General features: G+C 68.8%; 17 protein-coding genes and 1 tRNA gene. 7 read left to right on the top strand and 11 right to left on the bottom strand.

What is annotated here, in order from left to right:
• Positions 1-69: 69 nt before the first annotated feature.
• Together gltB and ACZ5PO_RS01540 are read right to left on the bottom strand one after the other, a co-directional pair.
• A complete protein-coding gene (gene gltB, locus ACZ5PO_RS01545; RefSeq protein WP_464189554.1) occupies positions 70-4,767 on the bottom strand; it encodes a glutamate synthase large subunit in 4,698 nt (1,565 codons plus the stop codon).
• Positions 4,768-5,231: 464 nt separating this feature from the next.
• Positions 5,232-5,720 (bottom strand): Hsp20 family protein, encoded by a 489-nt coding sequence (locus tag ACZ5PO_RS01540; RefSeq protein ID WP_464189552.1) that lies wholly within the window; start codon positions 5,718-5,720, stop codon positions 5,232-5,234.
• A 205-nt stretch (positions 5,721-5,925) separates the two neighbouring features.
• On the opposite strand from ACZ5PO_RS01540, the gene ACZ5PO_RS01535 reads away from it, so the two are divergent.
• A complete protein-coding gene (locus tag ACZ5PO_RS01535) occupies positions 5,926-6,912 on the top strand; it encodes an alpha/beta fold hydrolase (protein WP_464189550.1) in 987 nt (328 codons plus the stop codon).
• 143 nt (positions 6,913-7,055) lie between these two features.
• On the opposite strand, the gene ACZ5PO_RS01530 is transcribed toward ACZ5PO_RS01535, so the two are convergent.
• The 4 genes from ACZ5PO_RS01530 to ACZ5PO_RS01515 all read right to left on the bottom strand — a co-directional run bounded on the left by ACZ5PO_RS01530 (position 7,056) and on the right by ACZ5PO_RS01515 (position 10,144).
• Positions 7,056-7,496 (bottom strand): translation initiation factor 2, encoded by a 441-nt coding sequence (locus tag ACZ5PO_RS01530; protein WP_464189547.1) that lies wholly within the window; start codon positions 7,494-7,496, stop codon positions 7,056-7,058.
• 114 nt (positions 7,497-7,610) lie between these two features.
• Positions 7,611-8,048, bottom strand: a complete 438-nt coding sequence (locus ACZ5PO_RS01525; RefSeq protein ID WP_464189545.1) for an HIT family protein — start codon at positions 8,046-8,048, stop codon at positions 7,611-7,613.
• On the bottom strand, positions 8,048-8,839 hold the full coding sequence (hisN, locus tag ACZ5PO_RS01520) for a histidinol-phosphatase (RefSeq protein WP_464189542.1): 792 nt from the start codon (positions 8,837-8,839) through the stop codon (positions 8,048-8,050). The genes ACZ5PO_RS01525 and hisN overlap by 1 nt, the downstream gene beginning before the upstream one ends.
• 414 nt (positions 8,840-9,253) lie before the next feature.
• Positions 9,254-10,144, bottom strand: a complete 891-nt coding sequence (locus tag ACZ5PO_RS01515; RefSeq protein WP_464189540.1) for an N-formylglutamate amidohydrolase — start codon at positions 10,142-10,144, stop codon at positions 9,254-9,256.
• Between the two features lie 186 nt (positions 10,145-10,330).
• Between ACZ5PO_RS01515 and cpdR the strand changes: the two genes are divergently transcribed.
• From cpdR to ACZ5PO_RS01495, 4 genes are all read left to right on the top strand, one after another.
• Positions 10,331-10,693 (top strand): cell cycle two-component system response regulator CpdR, encoded by a 363-nt coding sequence (cpdR, locus tag ACZ5PO_RS01510; protein WP_464196604.1) that lies wholly within the window; start codon positions 10,331-10,333, stop codon positions 10,691-10,693.
• 177 nt (positions 10,694-10,870) lie between these two features.
• Positions 10,871-10,945 (top strand) — tRNA-Val (locus ACZ5PO_RS01505).
• Between the two features lie 55 nt (positions 10,946-11,000).
• Complete coding sequence (gene ykgO / locus ACZ5PO_RS01500) at positions 11,001-11,126, top strand: type B 50S ribosomal protein L36 (RefSeq protein WP_188609335.1); 126 nt, start codon at positions 11,001-11,003, stop codon at positions 11,124-11,126.
• A gap of 136 nt (positions 11,127-11,262) precedes the next feature.
• Positions 11,263-11,955 carry a tetratricopeptide repeat protein gene (locus ACZ5PO_RS01495; RefSeq protein WP_464189538.1) on the top strand — a complete coding sequence of 231 codons (693 nt, stop codon included), beginning with the start codon at positions 11,263-11,265 and terminating at the stop codon, positions 11,953-11,955.
• Positions 11,956-12,235: 280 nt separating this feature from the next.
• Here the strand turns inward: ACZ5PO_RS01495 and pyk are convergent, their stop codons facing one another.
• Both pyk and ACZ5PO_RS01485 read right to left on the bottom strand, forming a co-directional pair.
• On the bottom strand, positions 12,236-13,684 hold the full coding sequence (gene pyk / locus ACZ5PO_RS01490; protein WP_464189536.1) for a pyruvate kinase: 1,449 nt from the start codon (positions 13,682-13,684) through the stop codon (positions 12,236-12,238).
• On the bottom strand, positions 13,681-14,160 hold the full coding sequence (locus ACZ5PO_RS01485; protein ID WP_464196602.1) for a DUF1036 domain-containing protein: 480 nt from the start codon (positions 14,158-14,160) through the stop codon (positions 13,681-13,683). The genes pyk and ACZ5PO_RS01485 overlap by 4 nt, the downstream gene beginning before the upstream one ends.
• Positions 14,161-14,483: 323 nt before the next feature.
• On the opposite strand from ACZ5PO_RS01485, the gene ACZ5PO_RS01480 reads away from it, so the two are divergent.
• Both ACZ5PO_RS01480 and ACZ5PO_RS01475 read left to right on the top strand, forming a co-directional pair.
• Positions 14,484-14,789: a DUF1244 domain-containing protein gene (locus tag ACZ5PO_RS01480; protein ID WP_464189534.1), complete on the top strand. Its 306-nt coding sequence runs from the start codon at positions 14,484-14,486 to the stop codon at positions 14,787-14,789.
• A gap of 347 nt (positions 14,790-15,136) precedes the next feature.
• A complete protein-coding gene (locus tag ACZ5PO_RS01475; protein ID WP_464189532.1) occupies positions 15,137-15,403 on the top strand; it encodes a DUF2312 domain-containing protein in 267 nt (88 codons plus the stop codon).
• Positions 15,404-15,442: 39 nt separating this feature from the next.
• Here ACZ5PO_RS01475 and ACZ5PO_RS01470 read toward each other — a convergent pair whose 3' ends face one another.
• The 3 genes from ACZ5PO_RS01470 to ACZ5PO_RS01460 all read right to left on the bottom strand — a co-directional run bounded on the left by ACZ5PO_RS01470 (position 15,443) and on the right by ACZ5PO_RS01460 (position 20,037).
• Complete coding sequence (locus tag ACZ5PO_RS01470; protein ID WP_464189530.1) at positions 15,443-15,718, bottom strand: hypothetical protein; 276 nt, start codon at positions 15,716-15,718, stop codon at positions 15,443-15,445.
• A gap of 96 nt (positions 15,719-15,814) precedes the next feature.
• Complete coding sequence (locus ACZ5PO_RS01465; protein WP_464189528.1) at positions 15,815-17,623, bottom strand: peptidoglycan L,D-endopeptidase MepK; 1,809 nt, start codon at positions 17,621-17,623, stop codon at positions 15,815-15,817.
• Positions 17,624-17,985: 362 nt separating this feature from the next.
• Complete coding sequence (locus ACZ5PO_RS01460) at positions 17,986-20,037, bottom strand: L,D-transpeptidase family protein (protein ID WP_464189526.1); 2,052 nt, start codon at positions 20,035-20,037, stop codon at positions 17,986-17,988.
• Positions 20,038-20,122: the final 85 nt, after the last annotated feature.

Genomic DNA, 20,122 nt, shown 5'->3' with positions numbered 1-20,122 from the left:
AAGCCCGCTCGGGCAGGATGGCTGGCCCGGCCGAAGCCCGGCGCACGCCATCCGCCCGCGCCGGCGGCCCTACTCGGCAGCGACCTGCCGCAGCGACATCTCGATCTCCTCGAGCGCGCGCCGATACTCGACCGGCATCACCTTGACGAACTTCGGCAGGTAGTCGCTCCAGTTTTGCAGGATCTCGGCTGCCCGGCCCGACCCCGTATAGCGGTGATGGTCGGTGATGAGCTGATGCAGCCGCTCCGCATCCTGCCGCGACATGTTGTCGAGCACGTCGATGCGTCCCTTGAAGGTCAGATCGCCGCCCTGGTGGTGCAGGCGCTCGAGCAGTTCCTCTTCCTCGGCCACCGGCTCCAGGTCGACCATGGAGAGGTTGCAGCGCTTGGCGAAGGTGCCGTCCTCGTCGAGCACGTAGGCGATGCCGCCCGACATGCCGGCGGCGAAGTTGCGCCCGGTCTGGCCGATCACCACGACGACGCCGCCGGTCATGTACTCGCAGCCATGGTCGCCCGTGCCCTCGACGACGGCGATGGCGCCGGAATTGCGCACGGCGAAGCGCTCGCCCGCGACCCCGCGGAAGTAGCACTCTCCGGCGATGGCGCCGTACAGCACGGTGTTGCCGACGATGATCGACTTCTCCGGCACGATGGTGGCATTGGCCGGAGGCCGCACGACGATGCGGCCGCCGGACAGGCCCTTGCCGACGTAGTCGTTGGCCTCGCCCTCCAGGTCGAGCGTGACGCCCGCCGCCACCCAGGCGCCGAACGACTGGCCCGCCGTTCCCTTGAGCTTCACCGTGATGGTGTCGGGCGGCAGGCCGGCATGGCCGAAGCGCTTGGCGATCTCGCCGGACAGCATGGCGCCCGTGGTCCGGTCGACGCTGCAGATCGCATGCTCGATCACCACGGCTTCGCGCCGCTCGAGCGCCGGCTGCGCCTCGGCGATCAGCTTGCGGTCGAGCACCTGGTCCAGGTGATGGTCCTGGATTTCGCTGTGGTAGATGGTGTAGCCCTCGGCTTCCTCCGGCTTGTGGAACAGCCTGGAGAAGTCGAGGCCCTTCGCCTTCCAGTGCTCGATGACGCGACGCTTGTCGAGCATCTGGATCTGCCCGACCATTTCATTGAAGGTCCGGTAGCCGAGCGTGGCCATGATCTCGCGCACTTCTTCAGCGACGAAGAAGAAGAAGTTGATGACGTGCTCGGGCGTGCCGACGAAGCGCTTGCGCAGCACCGGATCCTGGGTCGCCACGCCCACGGGGCAGGTGTTCAGGTGGCACTTGCGCATCATGATGCAGCCGGCGGCGATCAGCGGCGCCGTAGCGAAGCCGAACTCGTCGGCGCCCAGCAGCGCCCCGATGATCACGTCGCGGCCGGTCCTGAGGCCGCCGTCGACCTGCACCACGATGCGGCTGCGCAGGCGGTTGGCGACCAGGGTCTGGTGCGTCTCCGCCAGGCCGATCTCCCACGGGGAGCCCGCATGCTTGATCGAGGTCAGCGGCGAGGCGCCGGTGCCGCCCTCGAAGCCGGCTATGGTCACATGGTCGGCGCGCGCCTTGGAGACGCCGGCCGCCACCGTGCCGACGCCCACTTCGGACACCAGCTTCACCGACACGGCGCCCGCCGGATTGACGTTCTTCAGATCGTAGATGAGCTGCGCCAGATCCTCGATCGAATAGATGTCATGGTGCGGCGGCGGCGAGATCAGGCCGACGCCCGGGGTCGAATGGCGCACCTTGGCGATGACGGCGTCGACCTTGTGGCCGGGCAACTGGCCGCCCTCGCCGGGCTTGGCGCCCTGCGCCATCTTGATCTGCATCATGTCGGAGTTGACGAGATATTCCGTCGTCACGCCGAAGCGCCCCGAGGCCACCTGCTTGATGGCCGAGCGCATGGAATCGCCGTTCGCCAACGGCCTGAAGCGGTCGGTCTCCTCGCCGCCCTCGCCGGTGTTCGACTTGCCGCCGATCCGGTTCATGGCGATGGCCAGCGTCGTGTGCGCCTCGCGCGAGATCGAGCCGAACGACATCGCGCCGGTGGCGAAGCGCTTGACGATGTCCTTAGCTGGCTCGACTTCGTCGAGCGGCACGGGCGCGCGCCCGTCCTCCTCGGCGGTGCGGATACCGAACAGGCCGCGGATCGTCAGCAGCCGCTCGTCTTGGTCGTTCAGGCGCTGGGCGTAGGTCTGGTAGCGCTCGAGCGAGTTGCCGCGGACCGCGTGCTGGAGATCACGCACCGTGTCGGCGGTCCAGGCGTGGTCCTCGCCGCGCACGCGATAGGCATAGTCGCCACCCACGTCGAGTGCGGTGAGGTAGATCGGCGCATTGCCGAAGGCATCCTCGTGGCGCCGCGCGGTCTCCTCCGCCACCTCGGCCAGCCCCACGCCCTCGATCGGCGTGGCGGTGCCGGTGAAGTAGCGGGCGACGAAGGCGCTCGACAGCCCGACGGCGTCGAAGATCTGCGCGCCGCAATAGGACTGGTAGGTGGAGATGCCCATCTTGGACGCCACCTTGAGCAGGCCCTTGCCGATCGACTTGATGTAGCGCTTCACCGCCTCCTTGCGATCGACCTCGGCCGGGAACTCGCCGCGGCTGTGCAGGTCGAGGATGGTGTCGAAGGCGAGATAGGGGTTGATGGCCTCGGCACCGTAGCCCGCCAGGCAGGCGAAGTGGTGCACCTCGCGCGCCTCGCCGGTCTCGACGACCAGGCCCACCGAGGTGCGCAGGCCCTTGCGGATCAGGTGATGGTGCACGGCTGCGGTGGCGAGCAGGGCCGGGATCGGGATGCGATCAGGCCCGACCTGGCGATCCGACAGCACGATGATGTTGTAGCGACCGCGGACCGCCGCCTCGGCGCGCTCGCACAGCCGCTCGAGCGCGAGCTCCATCCCCGCCGCGCCCGACTTGGTCGCGTAGGTGATGTCCAGCGTCTTGGTGTCGAACTGGTCCTCGATGGCGCCGATGTTGCGGATCTTCTCCAGGTCGCCGTTGGTCAGGATCGGCTGGCGCACCTCGAGCCGCTTCAGGCGCGAGGTGCCCTCGTGGTCGAGGATGTTCGGCCGCGGCCCGATGAACGACACCAGGCTCATGACCAGCTCCTCGCGGATCGGATCGATCGGCGGGTTGGTCACCTGGGCGAAGTTCTGCTTGAAGTAGGTGAAGAGCGGCTTGGACTTGGCCGACAGCGCCGCGATCGGCGTGTCGGTGCCCATGGAGCCCACCGCCTCCTGGCCGGTGATGGCCATGGGGGCCATCAGCATGCGCAGGTCTTCCTGGGTGTAGCCGAAGGCCTGCTGGCGATCGAGCAGCGACACGTCGGCGCGCGGTGCGCGCGCCTCCACCGGCCGCAGATCCTCCAGCACGATCTGCGTGTGCTCCAGCCACTCGCGGTAGGGATGGCTGGTGGCGAGCTCACGCTTGATCTCGTCGTCGGAAACGATGCGGCCCTTCTCCAGGTCGATGAGCAGCATCTTGCCCGGCTGCAGGCGCCACTTCTCGACGATCTCCTCCTCGGGGAAGGTGAGCACGCCCATTTCCGACGCCATGACCACGAGGCCGTCGCGCGTCACGAAATAGCGGGCCGGCCGCAGGCCGTTGCGGTCGAGCGTGGCGCCGATCTGGCGGCCGTCGGTGAAGGCGATCGCCGCCGGACCGTCCCACGGCTCCATCAGCGCGGCATGGTACTCGTAGAAATGGCGCCGCTCCTCGTCCATGAGCGGATTGCCAGCCCAGGCCTCGGGGATCAGCATCATCATGGCGTGGGCGAGCGAATAGCCGCCGCGCACCAGGAACTCGAGCGCGTTGTCGAAGCAGGCGGTGTCCGACTGGCCTTCGTAGGAGATCGGCCACAGCTTGGAGATGTCGTTGCCGAACAGCGGCGAGGAGACGGACGCCTGCCGCGCCGCCATCCAGTTCACGTTGCCGCGCAGGGTGTTGATCTCGCCGTTGTGGGCGACCATGCGGTAGGGGTGGGCCAGCGACCAGGTGGGAAAGGTGTTGGTGGCGAACCGCTGGTGCACCAGCGCGATGGCCGAGACCATGCGCGGGTCCTTGAGGTCGAGGTAGTAGGCGCCGAGCTGGGTCGACAGCAGCATGCCCTTGTAGACGAGGGTCCGTGAGGACAGGCACACGGCATAGTAGCCCGAGACGCGCGCGTCGCCGAGATCGTTGACCGCGTTGGAGACCACCTTGCGCAGCACGAACAGCCGCCGCTCGAACTCGTCGTCGGGCGCGGTGTCGACGCCGCGGCCGATGAACACCTGGCGATGGAACGGCTCGGTCGGCTTGACGCTGTAGCCGAGGTCGGAGTTGTCGACCGGCACGTCGCGCCAGCCGAGCAGGACCTGGCCTTCGGCCGCGGTGGCGCGCTCGACGATGGCCTCGATCAGGCGGCGGCCCTCCGGGTCGCGCGGCATGAAGAAGTGGCCCACGGCATAGTCGCCGGCCGTCGGCAGCGTGATGCCCAGCTTGGGACATTCGTCGGCGAAGAACTCGTGCGGCATCTGCAGCAGCAGGCCGCATCCGTCGCCCGCCTTGGGATCGGCCCCGACCGCTCCCCGGTGCTCCAGATTTCGCAGGATCGAGAGCCCATGCTCGATGATCGCGTGCGACTTCTCGTTCTTCATGTTGGCGACGAAGCCGACGCCGCACGAATCGTGCTCGTTCGCCGGGTCGTACAGCCCCGTCGGCGCCGGGAAGCCGGGGTCGACGCCGCGGCGGGGCGCGGATGAAGCGGTCTGGATTGCGGTGTCGCCGATCGTGTCGCGCATGTCAGCTGGCCCCCGACGCCAAGACGGTCCAAGACGTTCACTGCCGTGGAACACGGCAATTTCGATGCCAGATCGCCCGGCCGGACCCCATCTGGTGCCCGCCGGAACTCGCATTGTCGAGGTTCGGTCGCTCTGGCGCTGCGCCCGCACCCCTGCGGGCTCGGCCAGCCGTCAGGCTGCGCGCGCGCCCGTCGTCCGCATGACGCGGACAGTCGGTTTCAGGCTCTTTCGATCCGCCGCATTCATCTGCGCCGCCATTGTGGCCCGCCCGGTCCGACAGGTCGAGCGCGCGCAAGCGCCCGCGACCTCAAAAAATGGACAGCAGGGCTGTCCTACCCGTACCTTGGCAGATTTCCAGACTGCGCACAAGGGCGCCTGAGCTGCGCCCCCTGCATCGCCGGGTCGCACAAAAAAGGCGCCCCGAAGGGCGCCTTTCGATCGTCGCGACGACGCTCTACGGCCGGTCAGGCCGCGGCCTTCGTCTCGAGCTTGGCGTCGATGATGGGCGCCTCTACCCTGGCGCCGCCATTGCCGCCGATGGGGATTTGCCGGGGCTTCTTGGTTTCCGGGATCTCGCGGACGAGGTCGACGTGCAGCAGGCCGTTGCGCAGCTCGGCGCCGACGACCTGGACATGGTCGGCGAGCTGGAAGCGGCGCTCGAAGGCACGCGAGGCAATGCCCTGATAGAGCACCTCGGCCTTCTCGCCGGACGTCGGCGCGCTTTTGTCGCCGCGGATGCTGAGGGTGTTTTCCTTGACCTCGATGGAGAGCTCGCTCTCGCCGAAGCCGGCCACCGCCACCGTGATGCGGTAAGCGTTCTCGCCCGTGCGCTCGATGTTGTAGGGCGGATAGGTGGGAGCGCTGTCGACCGCAGTCAGCTTGTCGAGCATGTTGAACACGCCGTCGAAACCGACCGTGGAGCGGTAGAGGGGGGACAAATCGAACTGTCGCATGGCATATCCTCCAAGTGAAGCGACATGCAAAATCCGCCTCGTCATGAGCGCGGATCAGCTATGGATGTGCAGCCGTCTGGCCTGCACGACGAACAGTTGGGAACGCGCTCGGACGGTGTCAAGGCCACGTATGCGGCGCCCGCGGGCGAGCTTGGCATCGGCCGGGGCGGCCGAGCATGTCCGCCAGCGGATATCGGAGACGAGCGTGGACAGCGTCGATTTCGTCGAGACCGCCGATAACCCGATTCCCGCCGGCGCGGAGCTCGTCCGCGTGGCGACCGACGACGGGCGCACGCTGCGCGCCGTGCGCTGGGCGGCGCGCACCGCCGCGGCCGAGCCGAAGGGAACCGTCTGCATCCTCCAGGGGCGAGCCGAGTTCCTGGAAAAGTACTTCGAGACCGTGGGCGATCTGCTGGCCCGCGGCTTCGCGGTGGTGGCCTTCGACTGGCGCGGGCAAGGGGGATCCGAGCGCGACCTGTCGAACCCCGGCAAGGGGCACGTGGACGACTTTTCGCTCTACCGGCTGGATCTGGAGGCGGTGCTCGACCAGGCGGTGCCGCCCGACTGGCCAGGGCCGCTGTTCGGCCTCGCCCATTCCATGGGCGGCGCGATCCTTTTGCAGGCGTTGAGCCAAGGCTTTGGGCGCTTTGCCCGCGTCGTGACCATCGCGCCGATGGTCGATATCGCGCTGATCTCGATGCCCCGGCTGGCGCGCGCCCTGGCGCAGGGCCTCGACGTGATCGGGCTCGGCACCGCCTATGTTCCGGGCGGCGGCGCCACCTCGATCCAGACCAAGCCGTTCGCGGGCAACCGGGTGAGCAGCGACCCTGTGCGCTACGCCCGCAACGCAGCGGCGGCCCGGTCGGACATCGCCGTCGGCGATCCCACGATCTCGTGGCTCAACGCCGCTTTCCGCTGCATGGCGGCGCTCCAGGAGCCACGCTTCGGCGCCTCGATCACGACACCGATCCTGGTCATCGGCGCCGGCGAGGACAGGATCGTGTCGACGATCGCGGTCGAGCACTTCGCGGCGCGTCTGAAGACCGGCCACGCCATCGTCATCCCGGCCTCGCGGCACGAGGTGCTGATGGAGCGGGAGCCGATCCGCGAGGCCTTCTTCGCCGCCTTCGACGCCTTCATTCCCGGCAGCGCCGTCGCGACGACGGCGACCGCCGCGAGAGCTGCGCGCTAGAGCGCTCTGCGATTGGGTGGAGCCACCCAATCGCAGAAAAGCGCTCCAGATTCAAAAAGTTATGAGCATTTCTCTGCAATTGGATGATCTCATCCAATTGCGAAATGCTCAAGAGGATGATGCTCATCCAATAGGGAAAGGCTCTAGCTTTCGCCGCGGGGGCCGCGGCCGCGCCGCGGCTTCGCGGCCGGCTTGGTCTCGATGGGCATCATGTCGGCCATGACCGGGTTGGGCGTGTGATCCAGCGGCGCCCCCGTGGCGGCGTCGACGCCCACGCCGATCACGCCGCCGACGAGGACGTTGCCGGCAAGCCCGGCGGCGCCGCCGCCGCTCAGGCGCGTCGTCACCGGTATCTGGACCGGGTGGTAGCCGTCGAGCGTGAAGGTGGCGATGAACTCCTGCTTGCGCGGCACATCCCAGATGCAGGGGGTCGCCGGGCAGCTCATGCCCATGTTCGAGATCACCTGCGCGCCGGGCGGATTGGATTCGACCGTGACCTTCTCCGTGGTGCCGCGCACGACCGTGCCGCAGCCCGCGCCGACGAGCGCCGCGGCCGACGCCGCGACGAAAAACGCTTTGTACATAGATACCCCCAATTCCCGCGGGCGGCCTAGCAGCGCGGCAACCGGGAGTCGATGCTTCCTTCGACGAAGCTGAGCCTGAACAGTTGTCGGCGTGTCCCGGGGGACACGCCCGGGTCAGGCCAGGCGGTCGCGCAGCAGGGCCGCCGCGGCCGCCAGGTCCGCGCCGTCGGCGCGCGGCGCGCCGCGGAAGGTGAGGTGCTCTTCGGCGATATAGCGGCGCGAGGTGATGTCGGTGCCCTCCAGCAGCGGCAGCACGTGCGCGTGGGCGTGCGCGACGTCGGTGCCGGTGAAGAGGAAGCCGGCCCGCGGCACGCCGTAGACGGCCTTGAGCGCGGCGCCGATGCGCTGGCCGAGCTGTACGATCTCGGCCGCGAGGTCCGGCGGCAGGTCATCGAAACAGGCGAAATGGTCGCGGGGCACGATCAGCGTGTGGCCGGGGCGTATCGGATGGATATCGAGGAACGCCATCAGCCGGTCGCTCTCGTAGACCCGGGTGGCGGGAATGCGTCCGGCCGCGATGGCGCAGAACGGGCAGCTGCCGTCGCCGCTCATCAGCCGGCGCTCCCGGCGAGCAGCTCGAGCGCCTGGGCATGTACGCGCCGGTCGCCGGCCGCCACGACCGCACCGCCGCCCCTGACCGGTGCCCCGTCCCACGTGGTGATGATGCCGCCCGCCCCCTCGATGATCGGCACGAGCGGCACGATATCGCACGCCTTGAGCCCCGCCTCGACCACCAGGTCGATGTGGCCGGCGGCGAGCAGGCAATAGGCGTAGCAGTCCGTGCCGAAGCGGGTGAGTCGGCAGGCGCGCTCCACCCGGCCGAAGGCATCGAGCGCACCGCCCTCGAACAGCCGCGGCGAGGTCGAGGCCAGGGTGGCCGCGTCGAGGCCCGCGCAGCGTCGCGTCCGGATGATGCGCTGGTCGCTGCCGCGCCGGTAGCCGCTCTCGCCGCCGTTGCCGAAGAACCGCTCGCCGATGAAGGGCTGGTGCATCAGCCCGTAGGCGGGGTGGCCGTGGTGCTTGAGGCCGATCAGCGTGCCCCACAGCGGCAATCCGCTGATGAAGGCGCGGGTCCCGTCGATCGGATCGAGGACCCATACGTACTCCGCGTCGGGGCGTTCATCGTCGAACTCCTCGCCCTCGATGCCATGGGCCGGAAAGGTGCGGCGGATGAGCGACCGCATGGCCGATTCGGCCGCCCGGTCGGCTTCCGTGACCGGATCGAAATCGCCGCCCGCCGACTTGTTCTCGGCGATCAGCATGGAGCGGAAGAAGGGATTGATCGTCCGGCCCGACACGTCCGCGAGCTCGTCGACGAAGGCACCGAAATCGACCGCTGTCATGGGCTGTCCTCGAAGCCGCCGCCCGATGACCGGACCCGGCGCTTGTGGATAGCAAAAAGACGAGACGGTTCAATTGTTTCCGAACCGCGCCGCGGAAAATGCGGTCGGGGCCATGCCTTGCCTCTTGCATTTTGTGCGGTGCGGTGGCATCTTGTTGCAGTGCGGTACCGTCCATGACGGGATCGCTGCCCTCCTTGGGCGTTTCCTCCCTAGACTTGGGCCGCACCTCTGGTGCGGCCCTTTTTCTTGGACGGAGCCCGGCGGCCAGCGCGCCGCGCTATCGGGCGCAGTCACCCGGAAGCAGGCTCCCCCGACTCACAGGATCGGAGCGCGTTCCAGGCTGTTGGCCTCGGTAGAACGGGGGCATGCTCGACGCCTGGTTCGCGCCGGCTCCCGCAGCACGGCGCCGCCGCGCTACTCGGCAGCGATCGGACGCGACATCGAATCGGCGGCGACCCTGGTGACGAATTCGCCGAACACGTGGGTCAGGTGCTCCTCCAGCATCGCCCAGCCGTGATTCGGCTCCAGCGTCCGCTCGTCCATGTAGAGGCCGCGGTTGATCTCGACCTGGATGGCGTGCCGGGCCGTGGCAGGGGCGCCGTAGTGCTCGGTGATGAAGCCGCCGGCGTAGGGCTTGTTGCGGGCGACCGTGTAGCCCAGGGCGTTGAACAGGGTCTCCAGGAGGTCGGTCACGCGGCCGTCGCAACTGGTGCCGTAGCGGTCGCCGAGCACGATGTCGGCAGTCTGGCCCTCGTGGCGCGGCAGGCTGGTGGACGGCATGGAGTGGCAATCGACCAGCACCACGGCGCCGAACTGCCTGAGCGTGCGCGTCACCAGATGGCGCAGGACCCGGTGATAAGGCTTGTAGAGGTGCTCGATGCGTTGCAGCGCCGCCGCCACCGGCAGCTTGGCGCGGTAGATGTCGTGGCCGTCGGCGACGATACGCGGAATGGTGCCGAGGCCGCCAGCGACCCGCATCGAACGGCTGTTGGCGTAGGCCGGCAACGGACCGTCGAACATGCGCGGATCGAGCTCGTAGGGCTCGCGATTGACGTCCAGGTAGGCGCGGGGAAACCGCGCGCTCATCAGCGGCGCGCCAAAGCGCACGATGGGGCCGAACAGCAGATCCACATGGGCGTCCTCCGAGCGGCGCAGCGACAGCGGATCGAGCCGGGACGAGGCGAGGAAGCTCGGTGGATAGACGCGCCCGGCGTGGGGCGCGTTGAACACCACCGGCACGGATTGCCGTATCGGCTCGGTGAGCACGAAAGGCGGGTCGAACGTCGTGTCCGGCGGGGACTGCATCGGGCGGGACCGCTAGGGGGCTGAGGGAGCCACGGGACTGAACTTTGACGTTGAAACTCACGGATGTCCATTATGACGATCGGCTGACGGGCGTGTCCCGGCTTTGGCCCTCTGCCCGCCCCATTCACGGCTTCTTTACGGCGCGCAGTCTTTATGGTCGAACGTCCGAGCCCTTCCGTGAAGCCGATGACTAACAAGATCCTCCTCGCCGAAGACGATAATGACATGCGACGCTTTCTGGTGAAGGCGCTGCAGAACGCCGGCTACGACGTAGCCTCGTTCGACAATGGCCTCTCCGCCTACAATCGCTTGCGGGAAGAGCCGTTCGAGCTGCTTCTGACCGACATCGTGATGCCCGAGATGGACGGCATCGAGCTGGCCCGCCGGGCCACCGAGCTCGACCCCGATCTCAAGGTGATGTTCATCACGGGATTCGCGGCCGTGGCGCTCAACGCTGATTCGCAGGCACCGCGCGACGCCAAGGTGCTCTCGAAGCCGTTCCACCTGCGCGAGCTGGTGAACGAAGTCGAGAAGCTGCTCGCCGCATAAATCGCACGATACCCGGTTGCGCCGGGGCGAGCGAGCGGGTATATGGCCCGCTCGCTCGCGCTGGCTCCTCGGCCGGCCAGCGTTTTGGCCGACGACGGTGCGCTGCCAGCGTGGTCCGTCGCCGGCTTGGAATTCGTGGATCGGGGCGGATTGGCTTGCTGCCGGCTCGATCCATCAGGGCGCGTAGCTCAGCGGGAGAGCACTACGTTGACATCGTAGGGGTCACAGGTTCGATCCCTGTCGCGCCCACCATTTTTGTCGAAGCTTGCGGCCGGCCCTCGTCGTCGAGCCGGACGGGGAACGGACCATGAAGATCCGCAATTCACTGAAGTCGCTCATGGGGCGCCATCGCGACAACCAGCTCGTGCGTCGCCGCGGCCGCGTCTACATCATCAACAAGACGCAGAAGCGCTACAAGGCCCGCCAGGGCTGACCGCCCCGCTCGGGCCCACCGACCCGATCGAGATCGAGGCACCCGCGCCCTCCGGCGTGGGTGTTTTGCATTGGCCTGATGGTTTGTCGCAGCGGTGTCGATTGGAGCTGGCGGTGTTCCCGTCTACAATCGGCCCATGAATTGCTCCTTCGCCAGCATCAGGCGGCGCTCGTTCCGCTGCGCGCCGGTGACCGCATTGGCTGCCGCCTGGATCGTCGCCGCCTCGGCCGCGCTGGCCCAGCCCGCGCCGGAGCCGTCCCGGCCGTCCGCTCCGAAATCCGCCAAGCCTCCAGCTGAAGCCGCCAGGCCGCCGTCCGAGGCCGGCAAGCGGGTAGGGGAGGCCGACGGCGCCACTACGCTCGACCGCCTCTTCACCCGGCTGGCGCAGGCCAAGGACGAGGACGAGGCGGCCGGCATCACGCGCCAGATCGAACGGCGCTGGATGCAGTCGGGCAGCGACACGGCCGACCTGCTGATGGGCCGCGCCATCGTGGCCCTGGCGGCCGGCGACCAGCCGCTTGCGGTCGAGTTGCTCGACCGCGTCATCGCCATTCGCCCCAACTGGGCCGAGGCATGGAACAAGCGGGCGACGGTCTTCACGCTCATGGGCGACGAGCAGCGCGCTGTCGCGGACATCCAGAAGACGCTGTCGTTGGAGCCGCGCCATTTCGGCGCCCTGAGCGGGCTCGGCACGATCTTCAACGCCAACGACGACGAAAAGCACGCGCTGGAAGCTTATCGCCGGGCCCTGGCGATCAACCCGTTCCTGGAGAACATCAAGGAACGCGTGAAGCGGCTGGAGCCCGACGTCGACGGCCGCGACCTCTGAGTCGGTGCCGCTCGCTGGCGGCTGATCCTGCTGGCGTCGAGGTTCGCCCGCACCGCTCCTTCCGCTCCCCGCTTCGCTCCGCCAGGAGCGCTTCGCGCCCTCGGTTCTTGAGATTGAGCATGTCCAAGGACATGCTCCCGACAGCCCCCACAAGGAGGCCGTTCGGTTGGGCGCCTCGCCTAACGTCCCCAAGCTTAAAAAGTGAGGCTCCTCCCTCTCCCTTGTGGGGAGGGGTGGGGGCGAACCGCCACGCTCTCAGAACAAGCGCTTTGGCGTCGCCCTATCGGCCGCCGGTGCCAGCGGGGTTGACGAAGGCGACGCGCAGCATGTTGGTCGCCCCGGGCGAGCCGAACGGAATGCCGGCCACGATCAGCACGCGCTCATTGCCCTGCGCGAAGCCCTCGTCACAGGCGTGACTGCAGGCGCGCTGGGTCATGTCGTCCACGTCGTGCGCATCCTCGGTCACCACTGCATGGATGCCCCAGCTCACGGCGAGCCGCCGGGCCGTGGTCACGTTCGGCGTCAGCGCGATCATCGGCGTCTGCGGCCGCTCGCGGGCGATGCGCAGCCCGGTCGAGCCCGACGCCGTCCACGCGACGATGGTCTTGATGTCGACCGTTTCGGCAATGGTGCGGGCGGCGGCGGCGATCGCATCCGCGCCGGTCGCTTCCGGCTCGGTGCGCTGGGCCGTGATGATGGCCCGGAAGTTGGCATCGCTCTCCACCTGGATGCCGATGCGGTTCATGGTGGCGACCGCTTCCGCCGGATACTGACCGGCGGCGCTCTCGGCCGACAGCATGATCGCGTCGGCGCCCTCGAACACCGCGGTGGCCACATCCGAGACCTCGGCGCGCGTCGGCACCGGCGCCGAGATCATCGATTCGAGCATCTGCGTCGCGACGACGATGGGCTTGCCGAGGCGGCGCCCCATGCGCGTGATGCGCTTCTGGATGCCAGGCACCTGCTCGAGCGGCATTTCGACGCCGAGATCGCCACGCGCCACCATCAGCCCGTCGGCGAGCTCGAAGATCTCGTCCAGCCGCGTGACGGCTTGCGGCTTCTCGATCTTGGCCATCACCATGGCGCGGCCGCGCGCCGTCTTCTTGACCTCGGCCACGTCCTCTGGGCGCTGCACGAACGACACGGCGATCCAGTCGACGCCGGCGTCCAGGGCGGCTTCCAGATCGGAATGGTCCTTGCCGGTCAGCGCCGACACGGGAATCGTCGTATCCGGCAGGCTCACGCCCTTGCGGTTGGACACCGGACCGCCGACCACCACCTCGGCTGCCGCCTGGGTGGCGGGGCCTGCCCGGCGCACTTCGACGATCCTGAGCTCGACCTTGCCGTCGTCGATCAGCACGGTGTGGCCGGGCTCCAGCGCCGCCAGGATCTCCGGATGCGGCAGCTGCACGCGCGTGCGGTCACCCGGCGTGGCGTCGCCGTCGAGCGTGAACCGATCGCCCGCGTCGAGCATGACCTTGTCGCCAGCGAAGACGCCGAGGCGAAGCTTGGGGCCTTGCAGGTCGGCCAGGATGCCGATCGGACGGCCCACCTTCGCCTCCACGGCGCGGATATCGGCGACGCGCTCCCTGAGCGCGTCGCGCGTGGTGTGGCTCATGTTGATGCGGAACAGGTCGGCACCGGCGACAAACAGCTTTTCGAGCATCTCGCGCGTCGCGGATGCCGGCCCCAGCGTGGCGACGATCTTCACACGGCGCAGACGTCTCATTTGGGCGCTTCCCTTGAACGTGGGCTGTCGGTCAACTGCACGGTCCAGCTCTTCTGCTCGCCCGTGTCGACTTCGAAGAAGCCGTTGCGATCGAAGCCGCGGGCCAGGCAGTTCTCGATACCGCGGACCGAGAATTCGCGGTCGCGGGTGCACATGAAGGCCTTGCCGGACCACTCGCCACCGCGGTCGTAGTCGACGGCGTAGATGTAATAGAAGCGGGCGGCCAGTTGGCCGCGCAGCATGGTCTCGCAGCCGCGCGCGGACAGGTTCCACCACCCCTCCGTCACCCAGCCTTGCGCATCGCGGTAGCCCAGGGCCACCCCCAGCCGGCTGTTGGTCATGTTGCAGAGCCGCAGATCGGCACGCGCCGGCGCGGGCAACAGGACGGCGGCGAGCGGCGCCAGCGCCGCGATCAGCGCCAGCCCGGCACGACGGCGGCGCGGGGGCGCAGAACGGGCGGGACGCGCCGAGGAGATGCCAAGCCGTTTCGCCCCTCGATCGAGGTGTGGTGTCTCCCGCGAAGTCGATGCTGTCTCGTGTGGATCATCCTCCAGGGGGCGAAATCGGAAGGGCGCTTCGTTCATGCGGTGCTCGCGTTGGCTAACTTGTGGCCGACCTTGTCGACAGCATCGTGACGAAAAGCAGGACCGTATGGCGCGGCGAGCTCGCCCGCAGGCGAATCAGATGCACCGTGCGATCTTGCCGCTCCGCCGCCGCAAGTCCACATACGTTGGTCGATCGATCATCACGCTGTCGCCGGCGAGCCGGCAGCAGCGGCGGATGCACTGCGGAGGGCGAGATGGCCGCACTATCGGACGCTGACATGACCGAGCTGGAAGCGGCTGCGTTTCGCCGGCTCGTGAGCCACCTCCGCGAGCGCACGGACGTGCAGAACATCGAGCTGATGAACCTGGCGGGCTTCTGCCGCAACTGCCTGTCCAACTGGCTCAAGGACGCCGCCGACAGCCGCAACCTCGACCTCTCGCGGGAGGAGAGCCGCGCGCATGTCTACGGCATGCCCTACGACGAGTGGAAGGCGAAGCACCAGCGCGAGGCTTCCCCCGAGCAGCAGGCAAGCTTCGCCACGACCGCCAAGCATGGCTGACCGGTCGCCGGCGAGGGTGGTGCGGCGCGATTTGTTGTGGATGGCGGCCCCTACTTGTCCCCAGGGCAGCAATGCCGTTTGCCGCCGGCGATGCTCAATTTATTGATTTGGTTGCCTTTCTGGGCAGCGCGGCGTCGCCGTTCGGGCAACCGGACGCCCATGCGCCACATTTCGGCGCGGCTGGCGCGGTCTATGATCGGCGCCCTGGAGCATGTCCCGATCCGATGGACACATCCGATCGGGTCTTTCATCTGGAGCGCTTCTCTCGGATCGGGTGGACACACCCAATCGCAAAGCGCTCCAGGGCGACGCGCCCCTATTCACCGTCAAGGATCAGAAGCACAGACATGGTCGATCCCGCAGTGCCAGACATGGCCAATTCCGGCGTTGCCGCCGAGGAGCTGAAGCAGTTCATCGAGCGTATCGAGCGCCTCGAGGAGGAGAAGGCGGCTTTGGCCGCCGATATCAAGGAGGTGTTCGCCGAGCTCAAGGGACGGGGCTTCGACACCAAGGCGGTCCGCACCATCCTGCGCATCCGCAAGAAGGATCATGCCGAGCGGCAGGAGGAGGAGGCGATCCTCGAGCTCTACATGCAGGCGCTCGGCATGGCCTGAGGCGGACGCCGTGTCGAGCCGCCGAAGCGCCGACGCCGGTCAGGCCCTCAGCGACCGAATGACGATGATCACCCAGAGGCCGATCGCGACGAAGGCGATCGGCCCGGTTGCCACCATCAGCCAGCCCATGACGCCCATGGCGTAGAGCCCGTTGCCGATGTCGATGCCGGCGACCAGGCAGGAGCGGGCGGCGCCTTCGTCGACGCTGCAGCCCACGAGCAAGGCGATGGCGGCCGCAAGCCCGACCGAGACCAACGGCGCCCAGCCCAGCACGGTCGTGATGACGGCAGCCGCGAGCAGTCCGCGCCGGCTCATCGGGGCCGCGTCCGACGGCGGAGAAGCGTTCCGCACCCACTTGTCATCGATCCGCCCACGCTGCCTGCCGTCGCGACACGGGCGGCGACTGCAAGCTCAGCGTGCGTTGAACGCGGTCGCCGCGCCGTCGCCGCCGAAGGCTGCCGGGGGCTGCGGGGCCTGGGCTCGCGGACCGGAGAACGTGATCGGGGCTGACCGGGCCGGCGCCTCGACGGCGCCCGCCGCGCCGCGGCGGGACGCCGCAATGAGCGCGGCCGCCGTCAGCCCGTTGGTCTGCTTGGCGGCCGGTTGCCCGTCGCGCACCGACTCGCTGGCGAAGGTCGCGCTGCTGTAGGCGGCGGCGAGGCGTGTCGGCAGGGGCGGCGAGGCCGGCGCTGCCAGCGGCCGCACTGATGGTGGCGGCGGTGCGGACGAGCGCGCGTTGGGCGCGGCCGCGGGTGCCGTGGGGGCCGCATAGGCGAGCGCCGAGCTGGGTTTCGCTGCGGCGGCGGGAGCGGCTGCAGCGGAGGCCGCCAGGGCAGCCAGCGCCGCTGCGGAACCGTCGTCCTTGCGCGATGGGGCACTGCCGGCGTCGGCAGGGCGAGCCGGGGGCAGCGGCGCCAGAGCAAGCACGCTGGCGCTCAGGTCGCTCGGCCGGCGGGGCGGCAGCGGCATGCTCGTGGCGGCGACCAGTTCGACTTCAGGCGTCTGCTCCGGCTGCGTCGCCGGCTCCGGCGCGGGCCTGGCCACCGGCAACGGCGCCAGGGCGACGACGGGCTCGGGCGCCGGTGCCGCCGGCCGAGCCACCGGCAGCGGTGCCTGGGCCGGGACCGTCGGGGCCGTGACTGCTGGGGCCGGTTGCGGCGCCTCGGCCTGTTTGTTGGCTTCAGCCTCGGCCTGCTTGGCCTCGGCCAGCTTCCTGGCCTCGGCCCGCTGCAAGGCTGCGAGCGCCCGCGGCGATGGCGCCGGCTCGGCCGGCGCTGCGGCCTGGGTCTGGGGCTGCGCCTGCTGAGGGTTGGCGCTGAAGAAGCCGAGCAGGCCGGCATCGCCGCCGGTCGCGTTGGCGGGAGCATAGGCGACTTGCTGCGCCGTTTTCTCCACGGCCCGTGCCGAGCGCACCCGGGTCGGCTGCGGCGCCGGCGCCGGCGCGACCCGGGACTCGGCCACATCCTCGCTCTCGTCCGAGCCGCCGAACAACATGGCCCAGAAGCTTTTGCGCGGCGCCGCCGATTCGCCCGAGTCGGCGAAGGCGGTGTAGCCCGCAACGGTGCCGCCGCGGGCGAGGACTTCGGCTTTGGCCTGCTCGTAGCCCGCCAGCGGCCGCCCGTCCGACGGGACGTGCACGGTCTTGCCGTCGGGGAACAGCGCGGCCAGCTGGTCGTGCGTCATGCGCGGCCAGGCGCGCACGCTGGCGACATCGAGATGGATGAAGGGATTGTAGGCGGTGGGATAATAGCCGACGCCGCCGCGTTGCAGGCGTATGCCGATGGCGCGGACGCGGTCCACGCGCACGTCCGGCAGGTAGAAGTCCATGGCCTTGCCGAGCATGTGCTGGCTGTGCTCGGCGACCGCGCGCGAGCGGCGGCGCAGCATCGCATTGGTGGTCGGCGAGCGGTAGGCCGAGACGACGTGGACAGCTTCGCGAGAGCCGGTTTCCCGATAGACTTCCCACACCAGGTCGAACAGGCGCGGATCCATGTTGGTCGGCTCGTCGCGCCGCCAGTCGCGCAGCAGCCAGCACAATTGCTTGATGGCCTCGCGATCGTAGGATCCGTAGCGCTTGAACGTGATCGTCGCCGATTCCTTGGTGTGCGTATGATAGATCGTCAGCGAGCGCGTATCGCCGTTGGCGATCGCGTTCTGCGTTTCCGTCGCGCCGCCCAGCAGCGCGGCAACACCCGCACCGATGCCGAGGCAGAAGCGCAAACGGCGGCCAAACGAAGTTGGCGCTCTGAAAAGCGTCGACAAATGCAAGCCTGACCGTCCCTTGCGCGACCAAAATCGAGGTCGCCTTGGTGCAACTAAGGTTGCCGAATTCTTGTCGAGAGCCCTTAACGCTACGTTAGCCGGGCGTGCGCGTCCAGCCCACAAGGCGCCGCGATGGTCGTCAAAACCATGGCGGAATCGTGTCCGACAGTCAAACCGAGGCCAACCAAGGGTTTGCCTGCGCAGGCGAATGCGATCGCCACGGCAGCCCGCTGTTCATGTTTTGGACTGAATCAGCCCACAATGATGCCGGCCGCCGCTCATAATTGCCGCGCCGACTCAGGCGCCGCCGCCGGCCCGGCTCAACGGCGGTTCAGGCCGAGCGCCACCTTCATGCGGCGGTCGTAGCCGTAGATGTCGTCGCGGGCGAGCAGCTTGCCCGTGTCGTCCACGGCGGCGGTGAAATAGGTGAGGTGGATCGGCAGCGGCTGCTGGAGGTTGATGGTCCGCTCGCCGCGACCGACCATCGCCTTCACCTTGGCCTCTGTCCACGCCCCGCCGAGCACCAGCTCGGCAAAGCGCATCGGCTTGTCCACGCGGACGCAGCCGTGGCTGAAGGCGCGGCTGCTGCTGCTGAACAAGCCGCGTTGCGGCGTGTCGTGCAGGTAGACCGCGTGGTCGTTGGGGAACATGAACTTGATGTGGCCCAGCGCGTTGCGTTCGCCCGGCGGCTGGCGCACGACGATCTTGCCGCCGCGGCGCACCACCTCGTAGCCCCGCTTGGCCGCGTAATGGGGATCCCGCGCCAGCCCCGGCAGGAACTCCTTCTGGAGGATCGACGGCGGCACGAACCAGGACGGGTTGACGATGGCGAACTGCATCGTGTTGGAGAACACGGGCGTCGGGCTGTCGGGCTTGCCGACGATGACGCGTGCCTCGTAGGCGATGTCGCCGTCCTTGATGACACGGACCGTATACTCGGGAATGCTGACGAAGATGTAGTTGGCGCCGAGATCGCGCGGCAGCCAGCGCCAGCGCTCCATGTTGACGACGATGTCGCTGGTGTTGCCGGCCGAGGGGATGTCCCCGCCGGCCATGGCGAGCAGGGTCTGGCGATTGAGCACGCCGTTGGCGTGCAGCCCGTTTTCCTGCTGGAACTTGGCGACGGCGGCGGCGACCTGCTCGTCGTAGAGCTGGTCGTCGGCCGGCGACAGGGCGAAGCGGACTCTGACCAGGGGAACGCGCGGGTCGCGCATGCCGATCCTGAGCGTCTTGCCCGGCGGCACCCGCACCTGCGGCGCTTGCGCCGGGCGGGTCGCCTGCATGTCGGCCAGCTTGCGCTTGAGCGCTTGGTAGCCGGCGAGGGGCGGGTTGTAATCCGCGAGCACGCGGCCGGCGTCGCCGGCGCCGGCCAGCGCGTCGAGCACCTGCGCCGGTTCGGGCAGCGTCAGCGTCGGGGTGATCAGGCCGGAGATCTTGCGCAGGTCCAGACGGCCGCCCGAGGCGTCGCGGGCATAGAGGATCGCGGCCGCTGAAAGCTTGATGTCCGCGTCGGCGAGCGCCGCCTCGGGCTGCGCATGCGGCAGGATCGCGATCGACGGCACCGCGTAGTCCGTCGGCTCGAGCCCGTCCTCGTAGGCCTTCTCCAGCTGACCGATCGCCGCCCGGGCCGCGGACGACCACCCGCTGCCCTCGATCCACAGGGGCTTGCCGCCGTGCGACAGATAGTACTGCTTGAGCGCCTCGCGCTGCTCCTTGCCGAGCCGGCTCGGGCCCAGCAGGTCGGGTGCCTCGAGCCGCTGCGCCAGGGCGGCGTTGACCGCTTCGGCGCCGACGGCGGGCGGCGGCGCGGGCGTGGGCGGAGCCGGTTGCTGCGGCGGCGGCTGGTATGCGGCGGGCTGGGCGACCGCCGGTGGCGGGGACGAGGGCTTGCGCTGAGCCGGCTGGCCGGTGGTCGTCGCATTGACCGGAGCAGGAGGCCCGGCGACGGGCGCGGGCCGCGTGAGCTCGTTGGGCCGGCTCGCCAGGGGAATCGGTGGGGCGACACCGGTCAGCGGGTCGATGCTGTCGATCACCGCCGAGAGCTGCTCGCCGCGCTCGGTCAGCGGGGCTGCCTGCGCCGATCGGGTGAGGGGAGCCACATTCTTGACGGCCGGATCCGACGTCGACGTCCCGGGCCGGATCGATATCGGCGCCTCGCGGCCAGGCCGGCCTGCGCCGGCAGTCGGCAGGCGATCGGCCTCCATGCCGGCAACCATATCGGACTCGATCACCATTTCATTGACGATCGAGCGGTCCACGCCCTCCAGCGTCGAACGCAGCCGTGGGGATCGGTCCAGTGCCAGAGCGGGGCCGGCCAACGACGCGGCGAGCAGGATTGCAACCATGCGCGTCGTTTGGCCGGATAAACGCATGGGAAGCCCCTGTCCCCCGAGCACGCAGACACCTGCGGGCAACAGATGCGCGCGCCCGAGCGGAGGCGCAAGACCTTTAGGCGAG

Source organism: Chelatococcus sp. KU-N122 (genome assembly GCF_055391085.1).
The sequence above is the reverse complement of the archived record's forward strand: the minus strand, read 5'-3'. Positions and strand labels throughout refer to the sequence as shown.